Source organism: Streptomyces sp. NPDC020192, from assembly GCF_044388685.1.
In the GTDB taxonomy this organism is placed as follows: domain Bacteria; phylum Actinomycetota; class Actinomycetes; order Streptomycetales; family Streptomycetaceae; genus Streptomyces.
Map to the genome: position 1 here is coordinate 14,647 of NZ_JBIRXG010000028.1, position 26,141 is coordinate 40,787.

The following is a 26,141-nucleotide window of genomic DNA, read 5'->3' on the forward strand; positions in this document are numbered from 1 at the left end:
CATGGGACGTACCGCCGACCGTGCCGCCGGAGGCCGGCCCATGCACACCAAGCGACTCCTCCTCCGCTCCGGACCGATCCTGGCGGCCACCCTCGCGCTTCCCGTCGGGCAGACCGCCGCGGTCTCGGGCATCTCCGTCAGCACCACCGGCTCCACCGTCTCGGTGGTCACCAGCGCGTGCGCGCGGATCAACGGCAGCTGGGGCAACGCGGCCCTGCTCACCAGCAGGCAGGCGAACTTCGCGCAGGGCCGGCAGGCGGCCCTGGCGGGCACCACCGTCCGCCAGTCCGCGGCCTGGTCGGGAGTGAGCCCGGGGACGTACACCGTGGCCGTGGTCTGCTCCAGCGGCAGTACGGCGGGCTCCCAGTCGGTGATCGTCTCGTCGGCCTCGGCGCCGGCGGTCTCCTCCACATCCTCGTCGGCACCCGGGGGTGTGCTGGGCGGTATGGGCGGCGCCGCCCGGGACTACGGCCCGCTGACGCTGGGCATCGGCTCGGCCCTGGTCGGCACCGGCGTGATCGCCACAGGCTGGTGTATGCGCCGCCACTCGAAGCCGTACCGGCTCTGAACGGAGCGCGCGGGACTCACCCGGTGTCGGGCAGGTCCGCGAACTCCGCCAGAGCGTGCGTGAGCCACTGGATCCAGAACGTCTCCAGATCGATGCCGGCGCGCAGCACGAGATGGCGCAGCCGGTCCTCGGGAGTGTCGCGGTCCGGCGGGAAATCGCGCTGCTCGATCTCCTGGTACTCGGCCAACTGCCGCCGGTGCAGCTCCAGATGGCGGCGCATGTCCGCCCCGAGACCCGCCGTGCCGACCACCGCCGCGGCCCGCAGCCGCAGCAGGAGCACGTCCCGCTGGGGCTTGGGGTCCTGGGCGGCGGCGGTCCAGCGGGCCAGTTCGGCGCGGCCCGCGGGCAGCACCTCGTAGCTCTTCTTCTGCCCGCGGGCCGGCTGCTGCGACGGCAGTGCGCGGATGAGCCCCTCGGCCTCCAGCTTCCCCAGCTCGCGATAGATCTGCTGGTGCGTCGCGGACCAGAAGTAGCCGATCGACTTGTCGAAGCGGCGGGTCAGTTCCAGTCCCGACGACGGCTTTTCCAGCAGAGCGGTGAGGATCGCGTGCGGGAGTGACATGGGCTCATCCTAAGGACCCCTCGTGCGGGGCCTACAGCGCCGCCGCCAGCTCGGTGCCCTGCTTGATGGCCCGCTTGGCGTCCAGCTCGGCCGCGACGTCCGCGCCGCCGATCAGGTGGACGCTGCGTCCGGCGGCGGTCAGCTCCTCGTACAGGTCGCGGCGCGGCTCCTGGCCGGTGCACAGGACGACCGTGTCGACCTCCAGGACCGTGCTCTCCTCGCCGACGGTGATGTGCAGGCCGGCGTCGTCGATCCGGTCGTAGCGCACGCCCGGGACCATCGTGACGCCGCGGTGCTTCAGCTCGGTGCGGTGGATCCAGCCGGTGGTCTTGCCGAGTCCGGCGCCAACCTTGGTGGTCCTGCGCTGGAGGAGGTGGACCTGGCGCGGCGGGGCGGGCCGCTCGGGTGCGGCGAGGCCGCCCGGCACCCGGTAGTCCATGTCGACGCCCCAGGCGCGGAAGTACGTCTCCGGGTCCTCGCTCGCCTTGTCGCCGCCGTCGGTGAGGAACTCGGCGACGTCGAAGCCGATGCCGCCGGCGCCGAGGATGGCGACCCGGTCGCCGACGGGGGCGCCGTCGCGCAGCACGTCCAGGTAGCCGAGGACGCGGGGGTGGTCCACGCCGGGGATGTCCGGGGTGCGCGGGGTGACGCCGGTGGCGACCACGACCTCGTCGTAGCCGGCGACGGTCTCGGGAGTGACCCAGGTGTCGAGGCGTACGTGGACGCCGTGGGCGTCGAGCTGGTGGCGGAAGTAGCGCAGGGTCTCGTCGAACTCCTGCTTGCCGGGGACCTTGCGGGCGACGTTGAGCTGGCCGCCGATCTCGCTCGCGGCGTCGAACAGCGTGACCTCGTGGCCGCGTTCGGCGGCGCTGACCGCGCAGGCGAGGCCGGCCGGTCCGGCGCCGACGACGGCGACGCGCTTCTTCAGCCGGGTCGGGGAGAGCACCAGCTCGGTCTCGTGGCAGGCGCGCGGGTTGACCAGGCAGGAGGTGATCTTCCCGCTGAAGGTGTGGTCGAGGCAGGCCTGGTTGCAGCCGATGCAGGTGTTGATGGCCTCGGGCGTCCCGGCGGCCGCCTTGGCGACGAAGTCGGGGTCGGCGAGCATCGGGCGGGCCACGGAGACCATGTCGGCGTACCCCTCGGCGAGCAACTGCTCGGCGACTTCCGGGGTGTTGATGCGGTTGGTGGTCACCAGTGGCACGGACACCTCGCCCATGAGCTTCTTGGTGACCCAGGTGTAGGCGCCGCGCGGCACGGAGGTGGCGATGGTGGGGATGCGGGCCTCGTGCCAGCCGATGCCGGTGTTGATGATCGTCGCCCCGGCGGCCTCGACCGCCTTGCCGAGGGCGATCACCTCCTCCAGCGAGGAGCCGCCCGGGACCAGGTCCAGCATGGACAGCCGGTAGATGACGATGAAGTCCTCGCCGACGGCCTCGCGCACCCGCTTGACGATCTCGACCGGGAAGCGCATCCGGTTCTCGTAGGAGCCGCCCCAGCGGTCGGTGCGCCGGTTGGTCTGCAGGGCGATGAACTCGTTGATGAGGTAGCCCTCGGAGCCCATGATCTCCACGCCGTCGTAGCCGGCCTGCCGGGCGAGGCGGGCGGCGCGGGCGTAGTCGGCGATGGTCCGCTCGATGTCGGCGTCGGTCAGCTCACGCGGCACGAACGGGCTGATCGGCGCCTGGAGCGGGCTGGGGGCGACGAGGTCCTGGTGGTAGGCGTACCGCCCGAAGTGCAGGATCTGCATCGCGATCCGGCCGCCCTCGCGGTGCACGGCCCCGGTGACGGCCCTGTGCTGCTCGGCCTCCGCCTCGGTGGTGAGCCTGGCGCCGCCCTCGTACGGCCGGCCCTCGTCGTTGGGCGCGATGCCGCCGGTGACGATCAGGCCGACACCACCGCGCGCGCGGGCCGCGTAGAACGCCGCCATTCGCTCGAAGCCGCGCTCGGCCTCCTCCAGGCCGACGTGCATGGAGCCCATGAGGACGCGGTTGGGCAGGGTGGTGAAGCCCAGGTCGAGCGGGGTCATCAGGTGCGGGTAACGGCTCATCGGGCCCTCCGTGCGCGGGTGTCGTCGCCTCTTGTTGTAGAGGACGCGAGCACCTTTATGCAACTAGTTGCATAAACACCGGAGGGTGACACCAGCCACTCTGTGTACCTTCGGCCGCGGGACGGCGCAGTACGCCCCGGACGGCGGGGAGCCGGCCGGGGCGTCGTCGTAGCACCGCGCAGAACTGTCGTCAGGCGCTTTCCAGGCGCAGGTGCAGGTCCCGCTCCTGGTCGCCGGAGGCCGCGCAGGTCTCCCGAACGGTGAAGATCGAGTCCAGGGTGTGCCGGAACCGGTCCACGGCCCAGTAGCCGCCCTGGACGTCCGCCTGCACCGGCGCATCGAGGTGGACCGGCGAGCAGTGCGGCACATGCTCGTCCGCGACGTCGTACGTGCCGAGCCACACCATCGGCCGGACCTCGTGGAGCTGCTGCGGCACCTCGTCCGCGCCCCGGTCGGACGCGAAGCAGGACCTCAGGGCGTCGAAGACGATCCGGGCGTCCTCCTTGGAGCCGCTGATCTCCACCGTGACGGTTTCCGGATGCGACCGCTTCGTGTGTGCCATGGAGCGCTCCTTTCGTGGCCGCGCCGCGGTGGGACGGGGTACCCGCCACGCCGCGTCCCTCCTCAGGAAAGCACCACCGGCCGCGGAACACACCCCCAGCCGGGACTCAGCCGCGCGAGAACTTGTACGTCTTGCTGTCGGTCAGGATGCAGAAGCCGGGCGACATGACGATGACGCGCAGGATGCCCGTGCGCCGGTCGTAGTCGATGCCCTCGACCTCGAAGGTGCCCGAGCAGGAGCTGCGCAGCGGCAGCTGGCGCAGGGCGGTGACATGACCGGTGACGTCCGAGGAACCGCCCGGCGCGGCCGACAGGTCGATGCGGAGCAGGGGCTTGGTCATGCCGAAGAGGCTGCCGTCGGGGTCGTCGGAGGAGCACAGCAGGGTGGTGGGGCCGGAGAAGTCGCAGCCCTGGACGTCACGGACGGGGTGGTCCAGGTCGACCTTCGAGGCGAGCGGGAGGTCGGCCGAGGGCGAGGTGCTCGCGTTGACGCCGGGCGTCGGGAAGACCAGCAGGCGGTTCATCGTGCCCCACTCGCCCGAGAGCATCCACTGGCCGTCGGGCGAGATCGCGTCCCAGGAGTTGTTCAGGGCCTCACCGGAGCTCAGGGTGTGCACGTACTCCGACCAGGTGCCGTCGGGCGCCTGCACGCGGTACATCTTCGAGTTGCCGGAGTCCTGCTGGTAGGGCTCGATGTAGTAGCCGTTGTACGAGGCGTCGGGGTCGCCGACGTGGTTCCAGCCGCGGACGGAGACGCCGATCGGGATGGTGCCGATGCCGGTGTACCGGTTGGGGCTGTTGGCCGGGACCTCCACCGAGGTCAGCCCCTGACTCTCGGTCAGCGGGTCGGCGCGGTCGGAGCCGGTCTCGGTCCAGGTGTCGGCCGCGGAGGCGGGCACGGGCGCGGCGAGGGAGACGACGGCGGCGGTGGCCAGGGTGACGAGTCCGGCGAGGACTGCGTGACAACGTTGCCGGGCGGGCGCGGGCATGGCCGACTCCTAGGGCAGGGGGGCGGTGGTACTCGATCGGCGGACAGTCTGGCGTGGCCCGGTGGTCATGTACAGACCAATAAGCAACATGAGCGTGAACTCTCCCGGCCCGCGCCCGGCGCGTGCAGGATGTGCGGGGCGGGAACCCGTGACGGGTACGGCGGCGCCGGCGCGGGAGCGGACCCCCGGCACGGCGGCTTCGGCGGACGTGTGCCGCCGTGGTGAGAGATGGTGGAGGTAGCCGGCCAAGGCGCCGGGGAGTCGGGTGTGACGCGGTGGACCTGAGGGGAACCGGCACGGGGGACGACGTGCCGAGCCGACGGGCGAAGGCGGTGCAGGGCATGAGTGCAGCCGAGGCTCCGGTGGCGCAGGGCGATGAGCCCGTGCGTGGGCCGGTGCGGGCGGGCGGCCTGCTCGACGTGCTGGGCGTGGCGTCGGTGGTGCTGGACACCGACGGCCGGATCGTGCTCTGGAGCCCCCAGGCGGAGGAGCTGTTCGGGTACAGCGCGCACGAGGCACTCGGCCAGTACGCCGCCCGGCTGATGGTCCACGACCGGCACATCGAGCTGGTCGGCAGGCTCTTCGCCGACGTGATGCGCACCGGGCAGAGCTGGGCAGGCGGCTTCCCGATCAAACACAAGGACGGCAGCACCCGTCTGGTGGAGTTCCGCAACATGCGGCTGCTGGACGACCGCGGTGACGTGTACGCGCTCGGACTGGCCGTCGACCAGTCGACCGTGCGGCGGCTGGAGCAGGACGTGGCGCTGTCCGAGCGGATGGTGGAGCAGTCGCCGAGCGGGCTCGCCGTCCTGGACCCGCACCTGCGGTTCGTCTCGGTGAACCCGGCGCTGGAGCGGATCAACGGACTGCCCGCCGCCGAGCACGTGGGGCGCCCGCTGGCCGAGGTCCTGCCCCAGCTGGAGACCGAGGCCCTGGAGGCGGAGGCCCGACGGGTGCTGCGGACCGGGGTACCGGTGATCGACCGGCCCGTGGTCGGCCGTACGTCGGCCGATCCGGAGGAGGACCACACCTGGTCGCTGTCGCTGTACCGCCTGGAGGACGCGCTGGGCAACGTGCTCGGGGTCGCGGCCTCCATGGTCGACATCACCGAGGCGCACCGGGCCTCCGTGGAGGCGGAGGCGGCCCGGCGCCGGCTCGCGGTCATCGCCGACGCCTCGGCCCGGATCGGTACGACGCTGGAACTGGACCGCACCGCCTGCGAGCTGGCCGACGTCGCCGTACCGGAACTCGCCGACGTGGCCGCCGTCGACCTGCTGGACGCGGTGATGGAGGGCCGGCCCAGCACGCTGGGACCGGCGGAGCCGGCGGTGATCCGGGCCCTCGCGGTGCGCCCGCAGGACGACTCGGACGCGGTACGAGCCGCCGACACGCCCGGCCGGATCGCGCGGTACGGGCCCGACCGTCTGGTCACCGAGTGTGTGCGCTCGGGCGAGGCGGTGCTGGTGCCGCAGGTCAAGGACGACGACCTGCCGCGCATCGCCCGCTCCCCCGAGGCGGCCGCGCTGCTGGACCGGGCCGGACTGCACTCGTATCTCGCGGTGCCGCTGATCGCGCGCGGCGAGGTGCTCGGCGCCCTGGACCTCAAACGCACCCGCAATCAGGCGCCGTTCGACGCGGACGACGTCCTGCTCGCCCGCGAGCTGGCCAACCGCGCGGCGGTGCAGATCGACAACGCGCGCTGGTACCAGAACGCCCGCAACACCGCCCTCACTCTCCAGCGCAGTCTGCTGCCCAGCCATCCCCCGGTCACCACCGGCCTGGAGGTGGCCTCCCGCTATCAGCCGGCCGGGGCCACCAGCGAGGTGGGCGGCGACTGGTTCGACGTCATCCCGCTGGAGGGCGGCAAGACCGCGCTCGTGGTGGGTGACGTGATGGGCAGCGGGATCAGCGCTGCCGCGACCATGGGCCGGCTGCGTACGGCGACCACCACGCTGGCCTCCCTCGACCTGGACCCGGCGCTGCTGCTGGAGCACCTGGACAAGACGACGTCGGCCCTGGACCACTCCATCGCGACCTGTGTGTACGCCGTCCACGATCCGCATCTGCGGCAGTGCCGGATCGCCAACGCCGGCCATCTGCCGCCGGCCCGGGTCCGCCCCGGCCGGCCGCCGGAACTGCTCGAGCTGCCGACCGGGGTGCCGTTGGGGGTGGGCGGGATCGCATTCTCCACCGTCACCGTCGACTTCGAGCCCGGCGACGAACTCGTCTTCTACACCGACGGGTTGGTGGAGACCCGCCGCCACTCGCTGGACGAGCGGCTGGACTTCATGCTGTCCCTGCTCGACGATCCCGCCCGCCCGCTGGAGGAGACCTGCGACCTCCTCCTGTGGACCCTGCACCACCCCGACAACCACGACGACGTCGCGCTGCTCATCGCACGGGCTCAGCAACTTCCGTAACGGCTACGGCAGTTCGCCGATCACCACATGTGCGTACAGCTCCTCCGAGACCGCCAGACGGGCCGTCAGGCCCGCGTCGGTGAAGGCCTGTACGGCGTCCGATGCCTGGCGTTCGCTGGTCTCGGTCAGCACGCGGCCGCCCGGGGCGAGCCACTCGGGCGCCCCCGCGGCCACCCGGCGCAGTACGTCGAGGCCGTCCGTGCCGCCGTCCAGGGCGACCAGCGGCTCGTGGTCGCGGGCCTCGGCCGGGAGCAGCGGGACCTCGGCGGTGGGAACGTAGGGCACGTTGGCCAGGAGGACGCCGACGCGGCCGCGCAGCGCGGGCGGCAGGGCGCCGTAGAGGTCGCCCTCATGGGCCCGGCCGCCGAAGGGGGCGAGGTTGCGGCGGGCGCAGCGGACGGCGGCCGGGTCGATGTCGGCGGCGTGCACCTCGGCACCGTCCAGGGCGTCGGCGAGGGCCGCGCCGAGCGCCCCGGAGCCGCAGCACAGGTCCACGACGACGGACGCGTCCGGCGCCTGGGCCAGCGCCTGCTCGACCAGGAACTCGGTACGGCGGCGGGGCACGAACACCCCCGGTTCCACATGGATGCGCAGGCCGTGGAACTCGGCCCAGCCGAGGACCTGTTCGAGCGGGAACCCGGCGACGCGCCGGTCCACCATCGAGGTCAGTTCCTCGGCGCTGCGGGCGGTGGCGAGGATCAACTCCGCCTCGTCCTCGGCGAAGACGCACCCGGCGGCGCGCAGCGCGGAGACGACGGCGGAAGGGGAAGCGGAGGAAGAAGAGAAGTGCACGGAGGGCGAGAGCCTTTCGGGAGCGCGATACCGGTGGGCGCTCCCGCGGTCACCGCTGCCGGTGCACCGCGCCGTCCTGAGGAGAGAGCACCCCGGCTGACACAGCGGTGATGGGTCCCACCTCCTCGACGCTCGGGGCCGCGACCGTTCGCGACCGGACGGCCACCCTACACCGACAGCCGCGCGGAGTTGCCGTAGCGAGCCGTCGGGAAAAACGGGGTGACGCACCGCCCGGAGCGTGGTTACGATCCTCGCGATGACCACTCACTCGACTCTGAGATTGGGGGTCCCGTCCGCGCAAGGTGAGTGCTGATGCCCACCTTGACCGCGCACCGGGACACCTGGCTTTCCCTGTGGCAGCGCGTGCGTGCGTACGCCGTGCCACCGTCCATGATCGAGCTGGCCGCCGGCCGCCGTGCCGTCGGCGACTGGGCGGGGGCCTGCGCCGCCGCCCGGATCGACGTCGACCTCGATCTGCGTGCCGTCGCCCGCGCCCACGGCCGGGAACTGGCGGCCCGGCTCCGTGCCGATCTCCGTCATCTCGCCCCTGACCTGCTGCGCTGGCACATGCCGAGGATCGCGCCCGACGGACTGTTGCGCCCCGGGCTGACCCTCACGCTGGCCCGGTACGGCGGGTCCGGCCGGGCCGGTCCGCTGCATCTCGTGGCCCGCACCCCGCCGGCCTGGGCCGATGCCGGCCAGCGGGTCAGCCTCGCCCTGTGGGATCCGGCCGGCGCGCGGACCGGCGGCCATCCGCATCCCCACCCCAACCGGCGCTACCGTCTCGATCTCCACCGGCACCTGTGGGACTCCCGCAGGACCGCCGAGCTGCGCGACCGCTCGGGGGCCGGCGGGCCCGCACCACCGGACGCCGACCCGCTGGGACTCGCACCACCGGGACAGGGCTGTGCCGTGGGCCGATGGGCGGCCGAGGCGCGCATCCTGCTGAGCGCCGAGGAACGGTCCGCCGGTGTCTTCACCGTACGGCTCGGCGGCGGTCGCAGGCTGATTCTGGCGCTGGGGGCGGACGTGGGCGACGCCCCGGATCCGGCCGGACACCGGCGCGCGGCGGGCCCGCCAGACGGGCCCCCTGGCCTGTACGGGTTCCGGCACCATGACCACCCGTACCTCGCCGCGGGCGGCGACAGTGCGCCGGACCTGCGGATCGTCACCGGGCGCGTCCCGGGCGGCCTCTCCGCCGCACCGGTGTTGCCCGATGCGGCGACGTGGGTGCCGCCCGATCTGGAGTTGCTGCGTGCCGGACTGCTCGCACCGGACCGGCTGCACCCGCTGGTGGCCGCCGCGCTGGCCCCCGGTCACCGGACGGACGGGCCGCCGCCCGACGCCGATCCGGTGGCCGAGGCACGTCTCGTGGAATGCCGGGGCGAGCGGCACCGGATCGGTCTGGTCGACGGTGTCCTGGTCCCGCTGGACCACCCTGCGGACCAGATCCGGCGCGAGGAGCTGCTGGTCGCGCTCGGCGGTCCTCCGCTGCCCTGCCTGCGGGTCATCGACGAGGCGCACCGGCGTCCGGACTGTCTCACCGGCGTCCGCGAGCGGCTGGACCACGGCGACAGCGCCGGGGCCCTGGCCGTGGTCGAGGCGCTGCTGGGTCCGGGGGCGGTACTGCGCGACGGTCCGCTGCGGGACGAACTGGCGGCCGCGGCCGAACGGCGCATCGCCTACGGCCTCTACCGGGCCGGCCTGGCCGACCCGGGCCACGCCCCCGCCGACCCGTACCGCAAGCGGCCCGGGCACCGCCGACGCGGTCGCTGAACTCCCCGGCTTCGACGCCTACTTGGCGAACTCCCCTCTCTCTCCTACTGACTTCAGGTGATCCCATATGACTGCTTCCCTCACGCCCGTCCCTCAACTCGACGTGGCCGAGGCCCTGTTGACCCTGCTCGGTGATACGACCACCGAGCCGCGCCCCGACACCCAGCTGGAGGCGCTGACCCTGGCCGTGGCCGCCGATCTCCCGGTCCTGCTGTGGGGTGAGCCCGGCATCGGCAAGACGGCCGCACTGACCCAGCTGGCCGCCGCCCTGGACCTGCCGCTGACCACCGTGATCGCGAGTGTGCACGAGCCGTCCGACTTCTCGGGGCTGCCCGTCGTAGGAGACGACCCGGCCGTGCAGGGCGTCCCGATGGCGCCGCCGGACTGGGCGGTACGACTGGTGCGCGCCGGGCGGGGACTGCTGTTCCTGGACGAGCTGTCCACCGCTCCCCCTGCCGTGCAGGCAGCGCTGCTGCGGCTCGTGCTGGAGCGGCGGATCGGCGCCCTGCGGCTGCCGTCCGGGGTGCGGATCGTGGCCGCCGCCAATCCGCGCTCCTCGGCCGCCGACGGCTGGGAGCTGAGCCCGCCGCTCGCCAACCGGTTCGTGCATCTGCAGTGGACCCACGACCACGACGTCGTCGTACGCGGTCTCGGCGGGACCTGGCCGCGGGCGACTCTGCCCCGGCTCGACCCGGAACGGCTGCCCGAGGCGGTGGACTTCGCCCGGCGCGCGGTGTGCGCCTTCCTTCAGGCGCGGCCGGGGCTCGTGCACCGGCTGCCCAGCGGGGAGAGCCGGCGGGGCGGGGCGTGGCCGTCGCCCCGGAGCTGGGAGGCGACCTTGCGGCTGATCGCCTTCGCCACCGCCGCCGGATCCTCGCGGGACGTGCTGTCGCTGCTGGTCCGGGGCACCGTGGGGGACGGTCCCGGGCTGGAGCTGCTGGCGAGCCTGGACCGGATGGACCTGCCCGACCCGGAGTCGCTGCTGGCCGACCCGGCCGGTGCCGTGCTGCCCGAGCGCGGGGATCTGCGCCAGGCCGCGCTGGACGGGGTGGTGGCCGCGGTCCGCAACCGGCCGGAGCGGCAACGCTGGGACGCTGCCTGGGCGTTGCTGGTGCGGGCGATGGAGACCGGCGCGCCGGACGTGGTGGTCGTCCCGGCGACCACACTCGCCTCGCTGCGCCGGGAGGACTGGGAGGTGCCGGCGGCGGTCGAGCGGCTGGCCGGGGTGGTGTCCCTGTCCCGGCGCGCCGACAAGGCCGCCCACCGGTCCGCGGTGGCCGCCGGGGCCCGGCGATGACGGCGGACGCGCCCGGGGCGCTGGATCTCGGCAAGCTCTTCGCGGCACGGCTGCACGCGGCCCGTGTCCGGCCGTATCTGGCGACGGCGTTGTTCGCGCTGCGCCCGGTGGAGTCACGGCAGGTGCCGACGATGGGCGTCGACCGGTACTGGCGCTGCTACGTCTCCCCCGCCTTCGTGGACCGCACCCCGGTGGAGGAGCTGGCCGCGGTGTGGGTGCACGAGGTGGCGCATCTGCTGCGCGACCACCACGGACGCGGCGACCGGGTCGCCCGCGAGCGCGGACTGACCGGCCCGGCGGAGCGGCTGCGGATGAACATCGCCGCGGACTGTGAGATCAACGACGACGTGTTCGGCGACGGTCTGGTGTGCCCCGAGGACGCCGTGACACCGCAGAAACTGGGCGTGCCCGCAGGCTGGTTGATGGAGGACTACCTGCGGCATGTCCGGCTCGGGCCACCGCTGGACCGGCTGGGATGGCTGGACTGCGGCAGCGGCGCCGACGGGCTGGAGCGGGCGTGGGAGCTGGGGCCCGACGGCGCACACGGGCTGAGCGAGCAGGAGCGGGACGCGGTGCGCTTCCGGGTGGCCCAGGGCATCAACGGCGCACCGGGCAACGCCCCGCAGAGCTGGCGGCGCTGGGCCGAGGAGGTGTTCCATCCTCCGCAGCCCTGGCGGCAGTTGCTGGGGTCGGCACTCCGGTCGGCCGTCTCCGCACCGGGCGCGGGCGAGGACTACCACCGCGGCCGCCCGGCCCGCCGCTCGGCCGGACTGCCCAAGGTGGTGCTGCCGAGCCTGCGCCGCCGTCCGCCGCGGGTCTGCGTCGTCGTCGACACCTCGGGCTCGGTCAGCGACGCCGAACTGGGCAGCGCGCTGCTGGAGGTGACCGCCATCTCCCGGGCCCTCGGCGGGCGGCGGGACCTGGTCTCCGTGCTGTGCTGCGACGCCGCGGCCCGGACCGTGCAGCCGCTGTGCCGGACAGAGGGCATCGAGCTGACGGGCGGTGGCGGAACGGATCTGCGCACCGGGTTCGCGCGGGCACTGCGCACCCGTCCCGACGTGGTGGTGGTCCTGACCGACGGCCAGACCCCGTGGCCCGAGTCCCGGCCCGCCTGCCGGACGGTGGTGGGGCTGTTCGCGCGGGCCGGCGGATCGTCCATGTCGTACGACGAGAACGATCCCGACCACCGGCCGGACACACCGCCCGCGTGGGCACGGGTGGTGACGATCGGCTCGGCGTCGGGGTGAGGTGGTGGGGTGCTGCGGTGGGGTGCGGCGGCTCGGCGTCGGGGTGAGGTGGTGGGGTGCGGTGGTGGGGTGCGGTGGCTCGGCGTCGGGGTGAGGTGGTGGGTGACGGGTCGGGGCGAGGCGTGGGGATGGCGGCCCGGCAGGGGGCTCCGCCCGGTGAGGACCGGCGGGGGTTCCGGCCGATGAGGCCAACAGGGGGTTCCGCCCGCTGGGACCGGCGGGGACTCCCCCGATGAGGCCCTGCAGGGGGCTCCGCCCGTTGCCGGGCGGTGCGCTCCCTGTCCGTGGTGGCTGGTGGCGCAGGGCTTGGCCGGTGGCAACATGCTCCGCCGGGGAGTCCTTGGCCGGTGCCGGGGTCCCCCGGTCGGCGTCAAAGTCCCTGGCCGGCCCCGGAGTTCCTGGCTGGTGTCGGGTCAGACGCCGACCGTCTCCTCGACCTCTTCCTCGATCTCCTGCTCGGTCTCCTGCCGGGTCTCGTCCGCTGCGGTCTGCGCGGCGGCCGGCACGGAGGTCGGCTGCGGGTGGGCGGTGGTCTCGTCGTGGGCGGCGGCGTGGCGGGGCCGCTCGTACAGGGCCGCGACTCCGGTCACCACGAGGCCCACCAGCAGCCAGACCAGAAGGGTCCACACAGTGCGCGCGAGGCCGTCGTTGCCGAAGTACAGCAGGCTGCGGAGGCCCTCGACGAAGCCGGCGCCGTTCCAGAAGGCGTGCAGGGTGCCGAAGAAGCCGTTCTGCAGCTCGGGGCGGAACAGGCCGCCGGAGCTGGTGAAGTTCAGCATCACGAACAGCACCATCATGGTCAGCGTGGTCCACCGCTTCAGGAAGGTGTGCAGGCCGACGCCGATGAGGAGGATGCCCGCCGAGTACAGCCACGCCATGCCGAACACACCCGCGAGGTCGTGGTGCGCGAGGTGGAACACCGGTCCGGCGAGCAGCGTGCCGATGCCGCCGACCACCGCGGAGACGCCGAGCGCGAGCAGCGCCCGTACCCGCATGGGCAGCGCGGCACCGGCGGCGCCGAGCGCGGCGACCGAGGCGTAGGAGCCGATGCTGACCGCGATCAGCAGGAAGAACAGCCCCTGGCCGGTGGGGTCGTCGGAGACCGGCGCGGCCACGTCGGTGACCTTCAACGGAACGCCCTCCTCGGCGGCGACCGGTGTGAAGACCTTCTCCACGGCCGTGGCACCCATGTCGGAAGCGGCGCTGGCCACCAGCAGCTCGGGCTTGTGTGCGCTCGGCACATAGGCGCCGGTCACATCCCGGGACTTCAGCAGGTGTACGGCTTCGGCGCGGTTGGCGACCGTGCGGACGTCGAGCTTGTCCCCCGCGGTGTCCTTGACCGTCTGGGCGAACACCTTCGCCTGCGGGGTGGTGCCGACGACGGCGACCGGCAGATGGTGCGGCTCGGGGGTGACGAAGGCCCCCATGTACGCGAGCCCCATGCCTATGCACATCAGCAGCGGGGTGATCAGGTGCGTGAGCACATGGCGCAGCGCCGGTGACCTCATCGCGCGGACCTCCAAAGGTTGGCTTATACAACTCTCACAGCAAGTTGTACTATACAACTAGAACGCCTGAGGAGGTATTCCCGTGAGCGCAGCGGAGTCGGCCGTCGAGACGATCCAGCGCGAGATGACGATCTTCGCCCGCCGGGCCAGGGCCTCGGCGGGCCGGATGCACCCCGAACTGTCGCTGGTGTCGTACACCCTGCTCGGCCACCTGGAGGAGCAGAGCGGCTGCCGGGCGACGGACCTGGCGGCGCACTACGCCCTGGACAAGTCCACGGTGAGCCGTCAGGTGGCGGCGCTGGAGCAGGCCGGGCTGATCGAGCGCCGGCTGGACCCGGAGGACCACCGGGTCCAGGTGCTGCATCTGACGGAGGCGGGCGAGGAGATCCTCGCCCAGGTCACCCGCAGCCGCCGGGCCGCCTTCCGGGAGCGGCTCGCCGACTGGCCGGAGGATGACCTGATCCGCTTCGCGGCCTATCTGGAGCGGTACAACGCGGGTCCGGGCGGCACCGCGTCCGACTGACCGGGGCACGCCCGCGCATGCCGGTGAGGGCTACGCCACCGGCACCGCCGTGCGGCCGCCGGCCAGGTGTTCCGGGGCGCGGGCCGCGCCGAACGCGGTGTGGCGGCGCAGGCGGAAGCCCAGGGACTCGTACAGCCGGATCGCGTTCGTGTTCTGGGCGCCCGTGTGCAGGAACGGAGTCTCGCCGCGCTCGCGGATGCCGTGGGCGACCGCGCGGATCAGCCGGGTGGCGAGGCCCTCGCCGCGGTGGGTCGGGTCGGTGCAGACCGCGCTGATCTCGGTCCAACCCGGCGGGTGCAGCCGCTCCCCCGCCATGGCGATCAGCGCGCCGTCGCGACGGATGCCGAGGTAGGTGCCGAGTTCGATCGTGCGCGGCAGGAAGGGTCCGGGCTGGGTGCGCGCCACGAGGTCGAGCATCTCGGGCACGTCCGCCGGACCGAGCCGCACCGCCTCCGCGTCCGGCTCGGCGGCGAGGCCGTCGTCCACCAGCTGTACGCCCTCGATCCGGAAGGTGATCTCCCAGCCCTCCGGCACCTCGCCGCGGAAGCCCGGCAGCGGGACCTCCGCACCGGGGCCCGCCAGCGCGGCGAGGTCCGCCCAGTCCCGCGCGTCCGGCTCGTCGGGCAGGGCGAGCCACGGGGAGACGTCCACCGGGTAGCGCACCACCCGGCCGCGCCGCTCGGCGAAACGGGCGTGCGGGCCGGTCAGCGAGGCCAGGGCGGGGTTGTCGAGGACGTGCGGGGCGGCGGGTCCGTCCAGGATCTGCGCGGCGGCGGTGGCGGAATCGTCCAGGACCTGCGGGGCGGCGGTGGTCGGGGCGTCGCCGCCCCCGGCTATGTGGCTCACGCGGCCACCTCGATGACGATCTTGCCGCGGGTGTGCCCGTCCTCGACGGCGCGCAGCGCCTGGCCGGCCTGCTCCAGCGGGAAGGTGCGGGTGACGTACGGCTTCAGGTCGCCGCGTACGACGAGGTCCACGAGCGCTTCCAGGACGGCGGCGGTGCGGGCCCGCTGAACACGGTCGCCACCCAGTTCGGCGACCGCCTGCAGCGGGGAGCCGGCGGTGACCAGCTTGCCGCGGTCCTTCAGCAGCTCGGCGGCCTCGGCGAGCACCGGGCCGCCGACCAGGTCGTACACCCCGTCGATCCCGTCGGGCACGGCGGCCCGCACCCGCTCGACAAGGTTGGGTCCGGAGGCCACGTGGACGGCGCCGAGCGCCTCCACGAGGTCCCTCTTGCCCTCGCTCGCCACGCCCACGACCCGCAGTCCGAAGGTGCGGGCGATCTGCACGGCCGCGCTGCCGACCCCGCCGCCCGCGCCGGTGACCAGCAGCGTGGTCCCACCGGGCAGGTCGAGCTGGCGGACGCCGTCGTAGGCGGTGGCCGCGGCGACCGAGAGGGTGGCGGCGTCGGTGAAGGACAGCGCGGCGGGCTTGACGGCGGCCACATCGGCGCTCAGCAGGGCGTACTCGGCGTACCCGCCGTGGACCGTGCTGCCGAACACCTCGTCGCCGACGGCGAAGCCGGTCACGCCCGGGCCGACCTCCGCCACGACCCCGGCGGCCTCGCTGCCGAAGACCACGGGGAAGTCGGTCGGGTGCTCGCCGGGGCGGAGAAAGCCCTGGCGCAGCTTCCAGTCGACGGGGTTGACCCCTGCCGCGCGGACCTCGATCAGGATCTCGCCGGGACCGGGGCGGGGACGGTCCAGCTCGGTCAGCGCCTCGGCCTCCGGTCCGCCGTGCCGCGTGTAGACGTACGCCTTGGGCATGCTCTTTCCTCGCTTCTCTCGCGCTGCCACCGGTGTACCGGTGCCGGCATCGAGCGCAAAGGAGAAGCGCCGCAGACCTATTCCCTCGGCCCGAAAGAGTTCATACGGACGCAATGGTCCGGGCGGTGACCTGGGAGAACCGGGCGGTGGTCGGGGACGGAGCACGGGGGACGACAGCGTACGGTTGAAGGATGAACGTCACGCGAGGCTTCACGGGCCGCCCGCGCGTCTCCGACCCGGGGCTGCCGCCCGGGCAGTACGACGCGGGCGAGGACTGGCCCGTCCTGTCCGCCGAGGTCACCCCCGACCTCGCGCCGGCCGACTGGTCCTTCCGCATCGACGGCCTGGTCGAGCGGCCGACGACCTGGGACTGGGACGCGGCGCACGCGTTGCCGGCGTCGGCGTACGACGGGGACATCCACTGTGTGACCGGCTGGTCGAAGTTCGGCGTGCGGTTCGGCGGAGTCTCGCTGGACGCGTTCTTCCATGTGGTGCGGCCCCATGTGTCCGCCACCCATGCCGTCGCCCACTCCCACACGGGCTACACCACCAACCTGCCGCTCGCCGACCTCACCGGCGGGCGGGCCTGGATCGTCTGGGAGTACGACGGCGAACCGCTGCCGTCCGAACACGGCGGCCCGGCGCGGCTGATCGTGCCCCACCTGTACTTCTGGAAGAGCGCCAAGTGGATCGCGGGTCTCACACTGCTCGATCACGACGAGCCGGGCTTCTGGGAGCGCAACGGCTACCACGAGCGCGGCAACCCCTGGGAGGAGCAGCGGTACTCCGGTGACTGAGACGGTGACGACGAACCCCACGGCCGCCGCCCCCGCCCCGGGCACCCCGGCCACCACCCCGCCCGGCGGCCCGGCTGTTCCCGCGACGCGGTTCGCCGTGCCCGGGCGGATCGAGGTGAGCGACCGGGCGGCGGCGGTGTGGCAGACCGCGACGCTGACGGAGATCCGTCGCGAGACGCCCCACGCGGCCACGTTCCGGCTGGCGGTGCCGGACTGGGCGGGGCATCTGCCCGGTCAGCATCTGCTGCTGCGGCTGACCGCACCGGACGGTTACACGGCGCAGCGCCACTACTCCATCGCCTCGCCACCCGACGATTCCGGGCACATCGAACTGACCCTCGACCATGTGCCGGACGGCGAGGTCTCCGGCTGGTTCCACACGGTGGCCCGCCCCGGTGACACGGTCGAGGTGCGCGGGCCGCTGAGCGGCTTCTTCGCCTGGCGGGGCGACCGGCCAGCGCTGCTGCTCGGCGCCGGTTCCGGGGTCGTACCGCTGATGTCGATGGTGCGGCACCACCGGCTGCGCGGCCTCACCGTGCCGCTGCGCCTGCTGGTGTCCGCGCGCAGCCCCGAGGAGCTGTTCTACGCGTCGGAACTGGGCGCGGAGACGATGCCGGTGTTCACGCGCAGTGCCCCACAGGGCGTGCCGGTGGGGCGTATGGCGGGCGCACATGTGGCCCCGCTCCTGGCCGATCAGCCTCCCGGTGGGTGGGAGGCCTATGTGTGTGGCTCCAACGGATTCGCCGAACACGCTTCCCGGCTCCTGGTCGCGGCCGGCCAGCCGGTGGACCGGATCCGCATCGAACGCTTCGGCTGAATCACCGACCCGAGCCTCCGGAAGCCCTGTCCGCGTCCGCAAGGGCGGCCATCTCCGCGTCCGCACACCGGGCATGCGGGGCGCTCGGCGTGGGGTGGGCGCGCGGTCGCAGGGCGCGTGGCTCGTTTCGCGCTCCAAGCGGGCTTGAACTCGCGGTTCGCGGCGTGAACGAGGGGCACCGTACGGGGTACGAGACGGATGTGGACGCTCGTGTGCGTGAGCGGTGGGGGATGGCGGGCCCGTAACCGGCGGTCCGTCCGCCGCTCCGGCTCCGACGGGGCGAGGAGGTGGACATGCGAACCCGGGTGCGTGGCTGGCGCTGGCAGCGCAATCCGTTGCGGCGCCGCTCGGACGTCGTGGAGGCGTGGACGGTGCTGGTGGTCGCCGTCCTGCTGTTCGTCGTGGCTCCCCTGGCCGGGGTGGCCGCGGGCCTGCACGCGCATGACCAGGCCCGGGCGTTCGCCGCGGCGGCCCGCGCCGAACGCCACCAGGTGCGCGCCGTGGTAATCGGCGACCCACCCCGGCAGGTGTCGGCGGCGGAAGGTGACCGCCGGCCCCCGTACCGTGCCGAGGTCCGCTGGACCGAGCCCGGCAGGGGCACCCGCACCGCCTGGACCCGGGTGCCGGCGGGGACCCGGACCGGCGACACGGTCTCGGTGTGGTTCGACGCCCGGGGCCGCGGTGTCGCCCCGCCCCCGGGCGACGCGGCCGTCTGGCAGCACTCGGTCACCATCGGCGTGTGTGCGGCGGGCGGTTCAGCGGCCGTGGTGCTCTTCGGGTACGCCGTGGAGCGCCGGATCGCGCTGCGCCGCCGGATGGCGGAGTGGGAGCGTGAGTGGGCCCGGACCGGGCCGAGGTGGACCCAGCACCAGGCCTGACGGTGACCCGATCACCTCGTCCCGTCCAGTGAGTCCTCCACTCCCGCGCAACAAGCGCTTACTCACCGTATGACCAGGCGCATCGATCGCCAAGAAACCGTACGGGCACGCCTCCCGGGCCCTGGTCAGTCATCCGATCATCCACGTACGGTGAGCCGACGCACTGTCCCTTCACCAAGGCGGTTGTTGATGGCCCTGTTCGACCTTCCCCTCGAGGAACTGCACGCGCACCGGAGCGAGTCCACCGAGCCCGAGGACTTCGACGCCTTCTGGGAGAAGACGCTGGAGCAGGCGCGCGAACACGAACTGGGCGCCCGTTTCGAGCCGGTGGACACCGGGCTGTCGACGGTCGAGGTGTACGACGTGACGTTCGCCGGGTTCGGCGGTCACCCCGTCAAGGGCTGGCTGCGGCTGCCGGCCGGCGCCACCGAACCCCTGCCGCTGATCGTGGAGTTCATCGGCTACGGCGGCGGGCGCGGACTGGCGCACGAGAACCTGCTGTGGGCGTCGACGGGCCGCGCGCACTTCACGATGGACACCCGCGGCCAGGGCAGCGCCTGGGGCGCGGGCGGCGGCACGGCGGACCCGGTGGGCGCGGCCCCGGCGTACCCGGGCTTCATGACGCGGGGCATCGACGCGCCCGAGAACTACTACTACCGGCGGGTGTTCACGGACGCCGTGCGCGCGGTCGAGGCGGCCCGTTCGCATCCGCTGACCGACGCCGCCCGCACGGTGGCGCTCGGCGCGAGCCAGGGTGGCGGGATCACCCTGGCCGTCGGCGGTCTGGTCCCGGACCTGGTCGCGATCGCACCGGACGTCCCGTTCCTGTGCGACTTCCCGCGCGCGACGACCTTGACGGACCGTCACCCGTACCGGGAGATCGGCCTGTTCCTCAAGACGCACCGCGGCCGCTCGGTGGAGGTCCAGCGCACCCTGTCGTACTTCGACGGCGTGCACTTCGCGGCCCGGGGCCGGGCGCCGGCGCTGTTCTCGGCCGCGCTGGAGGACCAGACCTGCCCGCCGTCGACGGTGTTCGCGGCCTTCAACGCCTGGGCGCACGAGGACAAGGCGATCGAGGTGTACGACTTCAACGACCACGAGGGCGGCGGCCCCTTCCACGAGGCGGCGAAGGTGCGCTGGCTGCGGTCGTACGTCTGAGAGCGCGGGCGGGTTTCGGCCGAACCGGCAGGCCGCTCTTCCCTTGTGGTTTAGACCAATGCTAATTGTGGTCGCGCAATGAGCCCGCACGGCTACGTCTTGTCACCACAGGAGGGCGCGGCATGGCCCGCACCACCCCGCACGAACCCCCGCAGTGCGCCGACCGGCCCCTGTACGCGCAGGTCGCCGCGCTGCTGCTCGACGAACTGCGCGCCGGCACCATCCCCCCGGGCGAACGTCTGCCGGGCGAACGGCACCTGGCCGCCCACTACCAGGTGAGCCGGGAGACCGTCCGGCAGGCGCTGGAGGTGCTGCGCCGCGGCGGTCTGGTCGCGACCGACCGGCGCGGCAGCCATGCCACGCTGCCCGGCCGGCCGGTCGAGGCCCCGGCGACGCCGGTCTTCCCGCTGGGCGCCCGCTCGGCGGACCCCTGCGCGGTCGACCGGGCCACGGTGACCTGGGAGGCACCGCCGCCGGAGCATGCGCAGGCGTTGGGGCTGGCCCCGCACCGGCCGACGCTGGTGCACCGCTACCGGTCGGCGACGCCGGACGGCCGGTCGCTGCGCACGGCGGTGACGTCGTTCTCGGCGGTGGCGCTGGCCGAGGTGGCGGAGCTGGCCCGGTATCGCGACCGGGCCGACGGGGCCACGCCCGCGCAGCTGCGGCGGGCCTACGACTGGATGCGCAAGGCCGGTCTGGCCCTGCACCACCGGGACGCCATCAGCCAGGTCGGCGACGCCTCCTCGGTGCGGGTGACCCGGTGGGTGCGCGACCAGTACGCCCGGCCGCTGGAGATCACCGATCTGGTGGTGAACGAACAGGACACGCTGGTCTACGAGTTCACGCTGCCCGCCGCGGGCTGAGACCGTCGGGCCACCACCAGCCGGGCCCGCGGACTGCCGTCCTCGCGCCGCCCGAACTCCGGCAGGGGGTGCAGCTCGACGTCGAAGCCGGCCCGTCCCAACTCCCGTAGTACGTCGCCGAGTCGGAAGGTGCGGTAGTACATGACGAACGGCGGCCGCCACAGGGCGTTGCGCACGCGCATCGCGGTGTCGAAGCCGAGCAGCATCCAGTAGCCGGGCCGTGTCGGGCGCGGCGGGGCGAGCACCGGGAAGGCGAACCGGCCGCCGGGCCGCAGCACCGCGTGGACCCGGCTGAACAACCCGGGCAGTTCGCGCGGCAGGAAGTGGCCGAACGCCCCGAAGGAGACGACGAGTTCGAAGGCGGCCGCGAACGGCAGGGCTCGGGCGTCGCCGCGCACCCAGGCGACCTCGGGCCCGCCGGCGGGCAGCCGCGCCCGGCGCCGGGCCATGTCGAGCATGCCCGCGCTGAAGTCGACGCCGGTGACGCTGCGCCGGCACAGCCCGGCCAGCACCTCCACGCCCGCGCCCGTGCCGCAGCACAGATCGAGCCCGTCGTCGAACGGGCCGAGCGGGGCGAGCACCCGCGCGACGGACTCCAGCACCGCGTCGGGTGTCCGGAACGGGGTGTGGTCGAACTTCGGGGCGAGCAGGTCGTAGCCGCGCTCGACGGACGACAGTGCCTGGGCCGCGAGTTCGCGCAGGCTGGGACCTTCGGGACCGAACATCGTCTCAGCCCAGGGTCACTCGCTCGGCGAGGACCGCGAGGACCCGTCCGCACCAGCGCAGGTTGTCCTCCTCGAAGGCGATCCCGGCCATGAGGGTGAGGTACGGGCCGACGCGGTCGGCGGTGCGCAGGTACTCCTCCTCGGTGCGCCCGTCCAGGAGACGCTCGCGCACCCGGCGGTAGCGGTCGAGCTTTCCGCGCGCCCATCCCATGCGCTCCTCGATCAGCGCCCGGGTGACCTCCGGGTCACCGCCGTCCATCGCCTGGATCTTGATGAGGAGTTCGTCGCGGATCGCCGTGGGCCGCTTCGGCGGCTCGGCGGCGAACGCGCTCAGCTCGGCCCGGCCGGTGTCGGTGAGCGTGAACATCCGCTTGTTGGGCCGCCGCTCCTGCTGCACGGTCCGGGCCTGGACCAGCCCGTCCTGCGCCAGGCGCTCCAGTTCCCGGTAGAGCTGCTGCGGGGTGGCGGGCCAGAAGTTCGCGAGCGAGACGTCGAACGACTTCGACAGCTCGTAACCCGAGGCCTCGCCCTCCAGCAGGGCGGCCAGGACGGCGTACTTGAGCGACATGTGGACAGGCTAGCAGCCATTGATTAATCTCATCCGCACCTATTCAATTAATTGACTATGCGAGGTGATCCGATGCGCGCGTTCCGCGAGGCGGTGGAGGCCGGGGACATCGACGCCGCCGTGGCGCTGCTGGCCGAGGACGTCGTCTTCACGAGCCCGGTCGTCTTCAAGCCGTATCCGGGCAAGGCGATCACCGCGGCGATCCTGCGCGCGGTCTCCCGGGTGTTCGAGGACTTCCGGTACGTCCGCGAGATCGGCACCCCCGACGGCGCCGACCATGCGCTGGTCTTCACGGCCCGAGTGGGCGACCGCGAGCTGACCGGCTGCGACTTCATCCATGTGAACGAGGACGGCCTGATCGACGACCTCATGGTCATGGTCCGCCCGCTGTCCGGCGCCCACGCCCTCGCCGAGGCCATGGGCGCGCGGTTCGACCAGATCGTGAAGGAGGCGGAGGCGCGGCCGGCGTGAGCATGCCGTTCACACGTCAGCCCTTGAGCTGCCCCAGTGTCGCCTTGGCGTCCTTCTTCAGCCAGTCGGTCACGCTGCTGAGCGTGGGCGGGTTCTTGTCCTGGTCGTACGAGCTGAGGTACGCGCTGTAGGTCATCTCGTACGTCACCCAGCCGTCGCGTACGGCGAGCGTGGCGTAGCGGGAGCCGCTGGTGGAGGAGCCGCCGGTGGTGTCCTGGCTGACCAGGTAGGCCTCGTCACCGATGCCGCTGACCCTGGAGACATCGTAACCGGTGTGGCTGTCACCGTAGTTCTTCCACATGGCGGTGAACTCGGGCCCGGGGTCCGTCTTCCTGTGCAGGTCCAGCTGCATGGTGAGATAGGCGTCGGCGTAGGTGGAGCCGGTCTTCTTCAGGCCGAGGCTGCAGTAACTCTCGTCCAGCGCCGGGTTCTTGAGGGTGTTCTTGGTCGGCGTGCTGTCGTCCTGCGGGTACTCGCTCTTGAAGGAGGAGTAGTCGGCGCTCGAGCACATGTTGGCGGGTGCCGAGTAGCCCCGCAGGTCCGCGCTGTCGCCCTTGCCGCCGATGAGGAAGACACCGCCGGCCCAGATGACGGAGGCGACGACCGCACCGACGGCCGCCCACAGCACCGCCTTGCCCGCCCCCCCGCCACCGCCTGGCGGAGGGACGGGCACACCGGGGCCGTACTGGGGTGCCTGGGCGTAGGGGTTGCCCGGCTGGGGCTGTCCCGCCTGGCCGAACTGGCCCGGCTGCACGGGCTGTCCGGGAGCGGGCTGACCGACCAGCGTGGGCTGCGCGTAGAAGTTCCCGGGCGGCGCGGACTGCGGGCTCGGGTACGGGTAGGCCGTCGGCTGCGGCGGGACGACCGGCTGCTGCGACGGCTGATCGGCCGGCTGCGGAGGCTGCTGCGGTGGCGTGGACATGTCCTGAACATAGTGCACGCTTGACCGGCAAGTCCCCTGACGTCCAGGATCGTTATGGTCTGAGGACATGTGAGACACCACCATGACAGGCGGGGGCGAGCCGCACCGGCAGGGTGCGCACGCTGTTGCCGACGAAGCCGGAGTGCGGCAGCAGATCGGTTTCGGACGCGGCGAGTTCGAGGTCGGGGAAGCGGGCGAACAGTCGCTCCAGCGCGATCCCGGCCTCCAGCCGGGCCAGCGGCGCGCCGAGGCAGTAGTGCGCGCCGTGCCCGAGGGAGAGGTGCCGTACGGCGTCGGGCCGGGCGGGGCGGGTGACGTCGAAACGGTCGGCGTCCGGGCCGTGCGCGGCGCGGTCGCGGCCGGCGGCGGAGTAGCCCGCGAGGACGGGGGTTCCCGCGGGGATCAAGGCGCCGTCGACGGTCAGGTCCCGCACCGGGTAGCGGAACGGGAAGTAGCTGACCGGCGCGTCCCAGCGCAGCGTCTCCTCCACCACGTCGGCCCAGCTCGCTTTGCCCGCGCGCACCAGATCGAGCTGGTCGCGGTGGGCGCACAGGGCGCGTACGGCGTTGGTGACGAGGTTGAGCGTGGTCTCGTGCCCGGCGATGATCATCAGGACGAGGGTGCCGATCAGCTCCTCGTCGCTCAGCCGGTCGCCGCCCTCGTCGCGGGCGGCGATGAGCGCGCTGGTCAGGTCGTCGGCGGGGTGTGCGGCCTTCGCCGCCGCGATCTCGCCGAGCACGGCGACGAGTTCGCGGTTGGCGGCGATGGCCCGGGCCGGCGTAGTGTCGGTGGCCACCACCTGGTTGCTGAGGTGGTGCAGCCGGTAGCGGAACTCCACGTCCACGCCGAGGAGTTCGCTGATCACGCCCATCGGGAGGGGAAGGGCGAAGTGCCGGCGCAGATCGGCGACGCCGTCGCCCGCGTCGGCGGCACGGGCGAGTTCGTCCAGCAGCGTGGCGGTCAACTCCTCGATCCGGGGCCGCAGTTCCTCGACCCGGCGAGGCGTGAAAGCCCGGCCCACCAGGGATCGCAGCCGACGGTGGTCGTCGCCGTCGGCGGTGGTCATGCCCCGTACGGTCGCGAAGGTCAGCAGCGGCCAGCCGGGGCCGATCCGCCCCTCCCGCAACGCCACGAAGTGCCGTGCGTCCTTGGCGACTTCGGGATGCTGGAGGAACTTCTTCAGCGCCTCGTGCCCGAGTACGGCCATCCCCTCGATGCCGCCGGGCAGTTCGACCGGGGCCACGGCACCCTCGGCCAGCAGCCGCGCGTTGACGGCGTGCGGACAGCCGCCGGAAGGGTCCAGACGGTGCGGGGGCCGGGCGGGAGAGGTCTCCACGGGTTCTCCTGAGGGTCGGGCGGACAGTGGCGGTAAGAGGCATCGGCGCGGGAATAGCCGCGGACGCCCTCATGTTGACGGAGTCGGACGTACGGGTATAGTGCGATCAGCGCATGTGCGTGTCCCGTCGTACGGACACCGGTGCCGCCGTCTTCTCCATCAGCCCCTCGGCCAAGGCTTTCGACCGGCCCGGGCTTCCTCTCAGCACCACCTCGTGACCAGGGCGTTTCCGCCGTACCCGAGGTGTCGTTCCCGCCGCCCGAAGGCAGCTGTGCCCGCCTCCCGCTCGCGGCCTCTCCCCCCTTCCCACGTTCTTCTCTTCCGTCCGCGAAAGGACCTCCCACCATGACCACCACACTCGACCACCCTCCCGTGGTCCCGCAGACCGCGGCCGCCCGGCTCGTCACCGGTGTCCTCGACATCGACGCGCAGGGGAAGGGGCATCTGCGGGCCACGAACCTGCTGACCACTCCCGCCGATCCCCAGGTCCCGGCGGCGCTGATCCGGCGCCACGGGCTGCGCAAGGGCGACCTCGTCGAGGGCGTCCGGGGCGACAAGCGGACGCTGACCGAGGTCACACGCGTCGAGGGACGCGATCCGGCGGGCCTGGGCGGCCGGCGCCGCTTCCGTGACCTCACCCCCCTCCACCCGCACGACCGCATCCGCCTCGAACACCCCGCGTCCGGACCGGCCGGCCGCGTCACCGATCTCCTCGCCCCGGTCGGCAAGGGCCAGCGCGGCCTCGTCGTGGCCCCGCCGAAGAGCGGCAAGACGGTCCTGCTGCAGCAGCTCGCCGCCGCCGTGGCCGGCAACCACCCCGAGTGCCGGCTGATGGTCCTGCTGCTGGACGAGCGGCCCGAGGAGGTCACCGAGATGCGCCGCTCGGTGCGCGGCGAGGTGTACGCCTCCACCTTCGACCGGTCGCCCAAGGAGCACATCGCGCTCGCCGAACTCCTCGTCGAGCGGGCCAAGCGCCTGGTCGAGGCCGGCGAGGACGTCGTCGTCCTGCTGGACTCGCTGACCCGGCTGTGCCGGGCCCACAACAACGCCTCCGCCGCCGGCGGACGCACCCTGAGCGGCGGTGTCGACGCGGGCGCGCTGCTCGGCCCGAAGCGGTTCTTCGGCGCCGCCCGCCAGGCCGAGGAGGGCGGCTCGCTCACCATCCTCGCCACCGTGCTCGTGGACACCGGTTCCCGCGCCGACCAGTACTACTTCGAGGAGCTGAAGAGCACCGGCAACATGGAGCTGCGCCTCGACCGGGAAGCGGCCGCCCGCCGCCACTTCCCCGCCGTGGACATCGACGCCACCGGCACCCGCCGCGAGGAACTCCTGCTCACTCCGGCCGAGTTGACGGCCGTACACGGTCTGCGCCGCGTCCTGCGCACCCGCGAGGGCGGTCCCTCCGGTCTGGAGACCCTGCTGGAGCGGCTGCGTGCCACTCCCGACAACGCCGCGTTCCTGCGACAGATCCGGCCCACGCTGCCCGCCGGATGACCAACGGCGCGGGATGCCTCGTCCGGGTTGCTCGCGTGGGCCGAACGGCCCGGACG

The 26,141-nt window shown here is 73.0% G+C and carries 25 protein-coding genes; 13 read left to right on the forward strand and 12 right to left on the reverse strand.

Features of this window, described 5'->3' with window-relative positions; genetic code table 11:
* Positions 1–40: 40 nt before the first annotated feature.
* Entirely contained in the window at positions 41–568 is a 528-nt protein-coding gene (locus ACH47Z_RS37425; RefSeq protein WP_399082087.1) for a hypothetical protein, read from the forward strand.
* A 16-nt stretch (positions 569–584) separates the two neighbouring features.
* On the opposite strand, the gene ACH47Z_RS37430 is transcribed toward ACH47Z_RS37425, so the two are convergent.
* The 4 genes from ACH47Z_RS37430 to ACH47Z_RS37445 form a co-directional block, all read right to left on the reverse strand.
* Positions 585–1,130 (reverse strand): PadR family transcriptional regulator, encoded by a 546-nt coding sequence (locus tag ACH47Z_RS37430; protein ID WP_399081910.1) that lies wholly within the window; start codon positions 1,128–1,130, stop codon positions 585–587.
* Positions 1,131–1,161: 31 nt separating this feature from the next.
* Entirely contained in the window at positions 1,162–3,177 is a 2,016-nt protein-coding gene (locus tag ACH47Z_RS37435) for an FAD-dependent oxidoreductase (protein WP_399081912.1), read from the reverse strand.
* A 190-nt stretch (positions 3,178–3,367) separates the two neighbouring features.
* Positions 3,368–3,739 (reverse strand): hypothetical protein, encoded by a 372-nt coding sequence (locus ACH47Z_RS37440; RefSeq protein ID WP_399081914.1) that lies wholly within the window; start codon positions 3,737–3,739, stop codon positions 3,368–3,370.
* Positions 3,740–3,845: 106 nt separating this feature from the next.
* Positions 3,846–4,727 (reverse strand): hypothetical protein, encoded by an 882-nt coding sequence (locus ACH47Z_RS37445; RefSeq protein WP_399081916.1) that lies wholly within the window; start codon positions 4,725–4,727, stop codon positions 3,846–3,848.
* A gap of 341 nt (positions 4,728–5,068) precedes the next feature.
* On the opposite strand from ACH47Z_RS37445, the gene ACH47Z_RS37450 reads away from it, so the two are divergent.
* Positions 5,069–7,147, forward strand: coding sequence for a SpoIIE family protein phosphatase (locus ACH47Z_RS37450; RefSeq protein WP_399081918.1), 2,079 nt, complete (start codon positions 5,069–5,071; stop codon positions 7,145–7,147).
* A gap of 3 nt (positions 7,148–7,150) precedes the next feature.
* Here ACH47Z_RS37450 and ACH47Z_RS37455 read toward each other — a convergent pair whose 3' ends face one another.
* On the reverse strand, positions 7,151–7,939 hold the full coding sequence (locus ACH47Z_RS37455) for a putative protein N(5)-glutamine methyltransferase (protein WP_399081920.1): 789 nt from the start codon (positions 7,937–7,939) through the stop codon (positions 7,151–7,153).
* A 312-nt stretch (positions 7,940–8,251) separates the two neighbouring features.
* On the opposite strand from ACH47Z_RS37455, the gene ACH47Z_RS37460 reads away from it, so the two are divergent.
* The 3 genes from ACH47Z_RS37460 (at position 8,252) to ACH47Z_RS37470 (ending at position 12,259) form a co-directional block, all read left to right on the forward strand.
* The gene (locus ACH47Z_RS37460; protein ID WP_399081922.1) at positions 8,252–9,715 is read left to right on the forward strand and encodes a hypothetical protein; all 1,464 of its coding nucleotides are present in this window, start codon (positions 8,252–8,254) and stop codon (positions 9,713–9,715) included.
* A gap of 67 nt (positions 9,716–9,782) precedes the next feature.
* The gene (locus ACH47Z_RS37465; protein ID WP_399081923.1) at positions 9,783–11,012 is read left to right on the forward strand and encodes an AAA family ATPase; all 1,230 of its coding nucleotides are present in this window, start codon (positions 9,783–9,785) and stop codon (positions 11,010–11,012) included.
* Complete coding sequence (locus ACH47Z_RS37470; RefSeq protein WP_399081925.1) at positions 11,009–12,259, forward strand: VWA-like domain-containing protein; 1,251 nt, start codon at positions 11,009–11,011, stop codon at positions 12,257–12,259. Before ACH47Z_RS37465 ends, ACH47Z_RS37470 begins: the two co-directional genes overlap by 4 nt.
* 413 nt (positions 12,260–12,672) lie before the next feature.
* Here ACH47Z_RS37470 and ACH47Z_RS37475 read toward each other — a convergent pair whose 3' ends face one another.
* Positions 12,673–13,767, reverse strand: a complete 1,095-nt coding sequence (locus ACH47Z_RS37475) for a hypothetical protein (RefSeq protein WP_399081927.1) — start codon at positions 13,765–13,767, stop codon at positions 12,673–12,675.
* A gap of 82 nt (positions 13,768–13,849) precedes the next feature.
* Between ACH47Z_RS37475 and ACH47Z_RS37480 the strand changes: the two genes are divergently transcribed.
* The gene (locus ACH47Z_RS37480; protein ID WP_399081929.1) at positions 13,850–14,290 is read left to right on the forward strand and encodes a MarR family winged helix-turn-helix transcriptional regulator; all 441 of its coding nucleotides are present in this window, start codon (positions 13,850–13,852) and stop codon (positions 14,288–14,290) included.
* Between the two features lie 30 nt (positions 14,291–14,320).
* Here the strand turns inward: ACH47Z_RS37480 and ACH47Z_RS37485 are convergent, their stop codons facing one another.
* Together ACH47Z_RS37485 and ACH47Z_RS37490 are read right to left on the reverse strand one after the other, a co-directional pair.
* Positions 14,321–15,082: a GNAT family N-acetyltransferase gene (locus ACH47Z_RS37485; RefSeq protein WP_399082090.1), complete on the reverse strand. Its 762-nt coding sequence runs from the start codon at positions 15,080–15,082 to the stop codon at positions 14,321–14,323.
* 50 nt (positions 15,083–15,132) lie between these two features.
* Positions 15,133–16,056 (reverse strand): NADP-dependent oxidoreductase, encoded by a 924-nt coding sequence (locus ACH47Z_RS37490; protein ID WP_399081931.1) that lies wholly within the window; start codon positions 16,054–16,056, stop codon positions 15,133–15,135.
* Positions 16,057–16,247: 191 nt separating this feature from the next.
* Between ACH47Z_RS37490 and ACH47Z_RS37495 the strand changes: the two genes are divergently transcribed.
* The 5 genes from ACH47Z_RS37495 to ACH47Z_RS37515 all read left to right on the forward strand — a co-directional run bounded on the left by ACH47Z_RS37495 (position 16,248) and on the right by ACH47Z_RS37515 (position 20,569).
* Positions 16,248–16,853, forward strand: a complete 606-nt coding sequence (locus ACH47Z_RS37495; RefSeq protein ID WP_399081933.1) for a sulfite oxidase-like oxidoreductase — start codon at positions 16,248–16,250, stop codon at positions 16,851–16,853.
* A 97-nt stretch (positions 16,854–16,950) separates the two neighbouring features.
* Positions 16,951–17,670, forward strand: a complete 720-nt coding sequence (locus ACH47Z_RS37500) for a ferredoxin reductase (protein ID WP_399082093.1) — start codon at positions 16,951–16,953, stop codon at positions 17,668–17,670.
* A gap of 293 nt (positions 17,671–17,963) precedes the next feature.
* Positions 17,964–18,548 (forward strand): hypothetical protein, encoded by a 585-nt coding sequence (locus ACH47Z_RS37505; protein WP_399081935.1) that lies wholly within the window; start codon positions 17,964–17,966, stop codon positions 18,546–18,548.
* Positions 18,549–18,737: 189 nt separating this feature from the next.
* Positions 18,738–19,706 carry an acetylxylan esterase gene (locus tag ACH47Z_RS37510; protein ID WP_399081937.1) on the forward strand — a complete coding sequence of 323 codons (969 nt, stop codon included), beginning with the start codon at positions 18,738–18,740 and terminating at the stop codon, positions 19,704–19,706.
* 122 nt (positions 19,707–19,828) lie between these two features.
* A complete protein-coding gene (locus ACH47Z_RS37515; RefSeq protein ID WP_399081939.1) occupies positions 19,829–20,569 on the forward strand; it encodes a GntR family transcriptional regulator in 741 nt (246 codons plus the stop codon).
* On the opposite strand, the gene ACH47Z_RS37520 is transcribed toward ACH47Z_RS37515, so the two are convergent.
* Together ACH47Z_RS37520 and ACH47Z_RS37525 are read right to left on the reverse strand one after the other, a co-directional pair.
* Positions 20,539–21,294, reverse strand: a complete 756-nt coding sequence (locus ACH47Z_RS37520; RefSeq protein WP_399081941.1) for a class I SAM-dependent methyltransferase — start codon at positions 21,292–21,294, stop codon at positions 20,539–20,541. The genes ACH47Z_RS37515 and ACH47Z_RS37520 overlap by 31 nt on opposite strands.
* A gap of 4 nt (positions 21,295–21,298) precedes the next feature.
* Positions 21,299–21,862, reverse strand: coding sequence for a PadR family transcriptional regulator (locus tag ACH47Z_RS37525; RefSeq protein WP_399081943.1), 564 nt, complete (start codon positions 21,860–21,862; stop codon positions 21,299–21,301).
* Between the two features lie 72 nt (positions 21,863–21,934).
* Here ACH47Z_RS37525 and ACH47Z_RS37530 point away from each other — a divergent pair, with 72 nt between their 5' ends.
* On the forward strand, positions 21,935–22,333 hold the full coding sequence (locus ACH47Z_RS37530; protein WP_399081945.1) for a nuclear transport factor 2 family protein: 399 nt from the start codon (positions 21,935–21,937) through the stop codon (positions 22,331–22,333).
* Between the two features lie 16 nt (positions 22,334–22,349).
* Here ACH47Z_RS37530 and ACH47Z_RS37535 read toward each other — a convergent pair whose 3' ends face one another.
* Positions 22,350–23,255 (reverse strand): hypothetical protein, encoded by a 906-nt coding sequence (locus ACH47Z_RS37535; protein ID WP_399081947.1) that lies wholly within the window; start codon positions 23,253–23,255, stop codon positions 22,350–22,352.
* Positions 23,256–23,307: 52 nt separating this feature from the next.
* A complete protein-coding gene (locus ACH47Z_RS37540) occupies positions 23,308–24,591 on the reverse strand; it encodes a cytochrome P450 (protein ID WP_399081950.1) in 1,284 nt (427 codons plus the stop codon).
* A 345-nt stretch (positions 24,592–24,936) separates the two neighbouring features.
* On the opposite strand from ACH47Z_RS37540, the gene rho reads away from it, so the two are divergent.
* Positions 24,937–26,085, forward strand: coding sequence for a transcription termination factor Rho (gene rho / locus ACH47Z_RS37545; RefSeq protein WP_399081953.1), 1,149 nt, complete (start codon positions 24,937–24,939; stop codon positions 26,083–26,085).
* Positions 26,086–26,141: the final 56 nt, after the last annotated feature.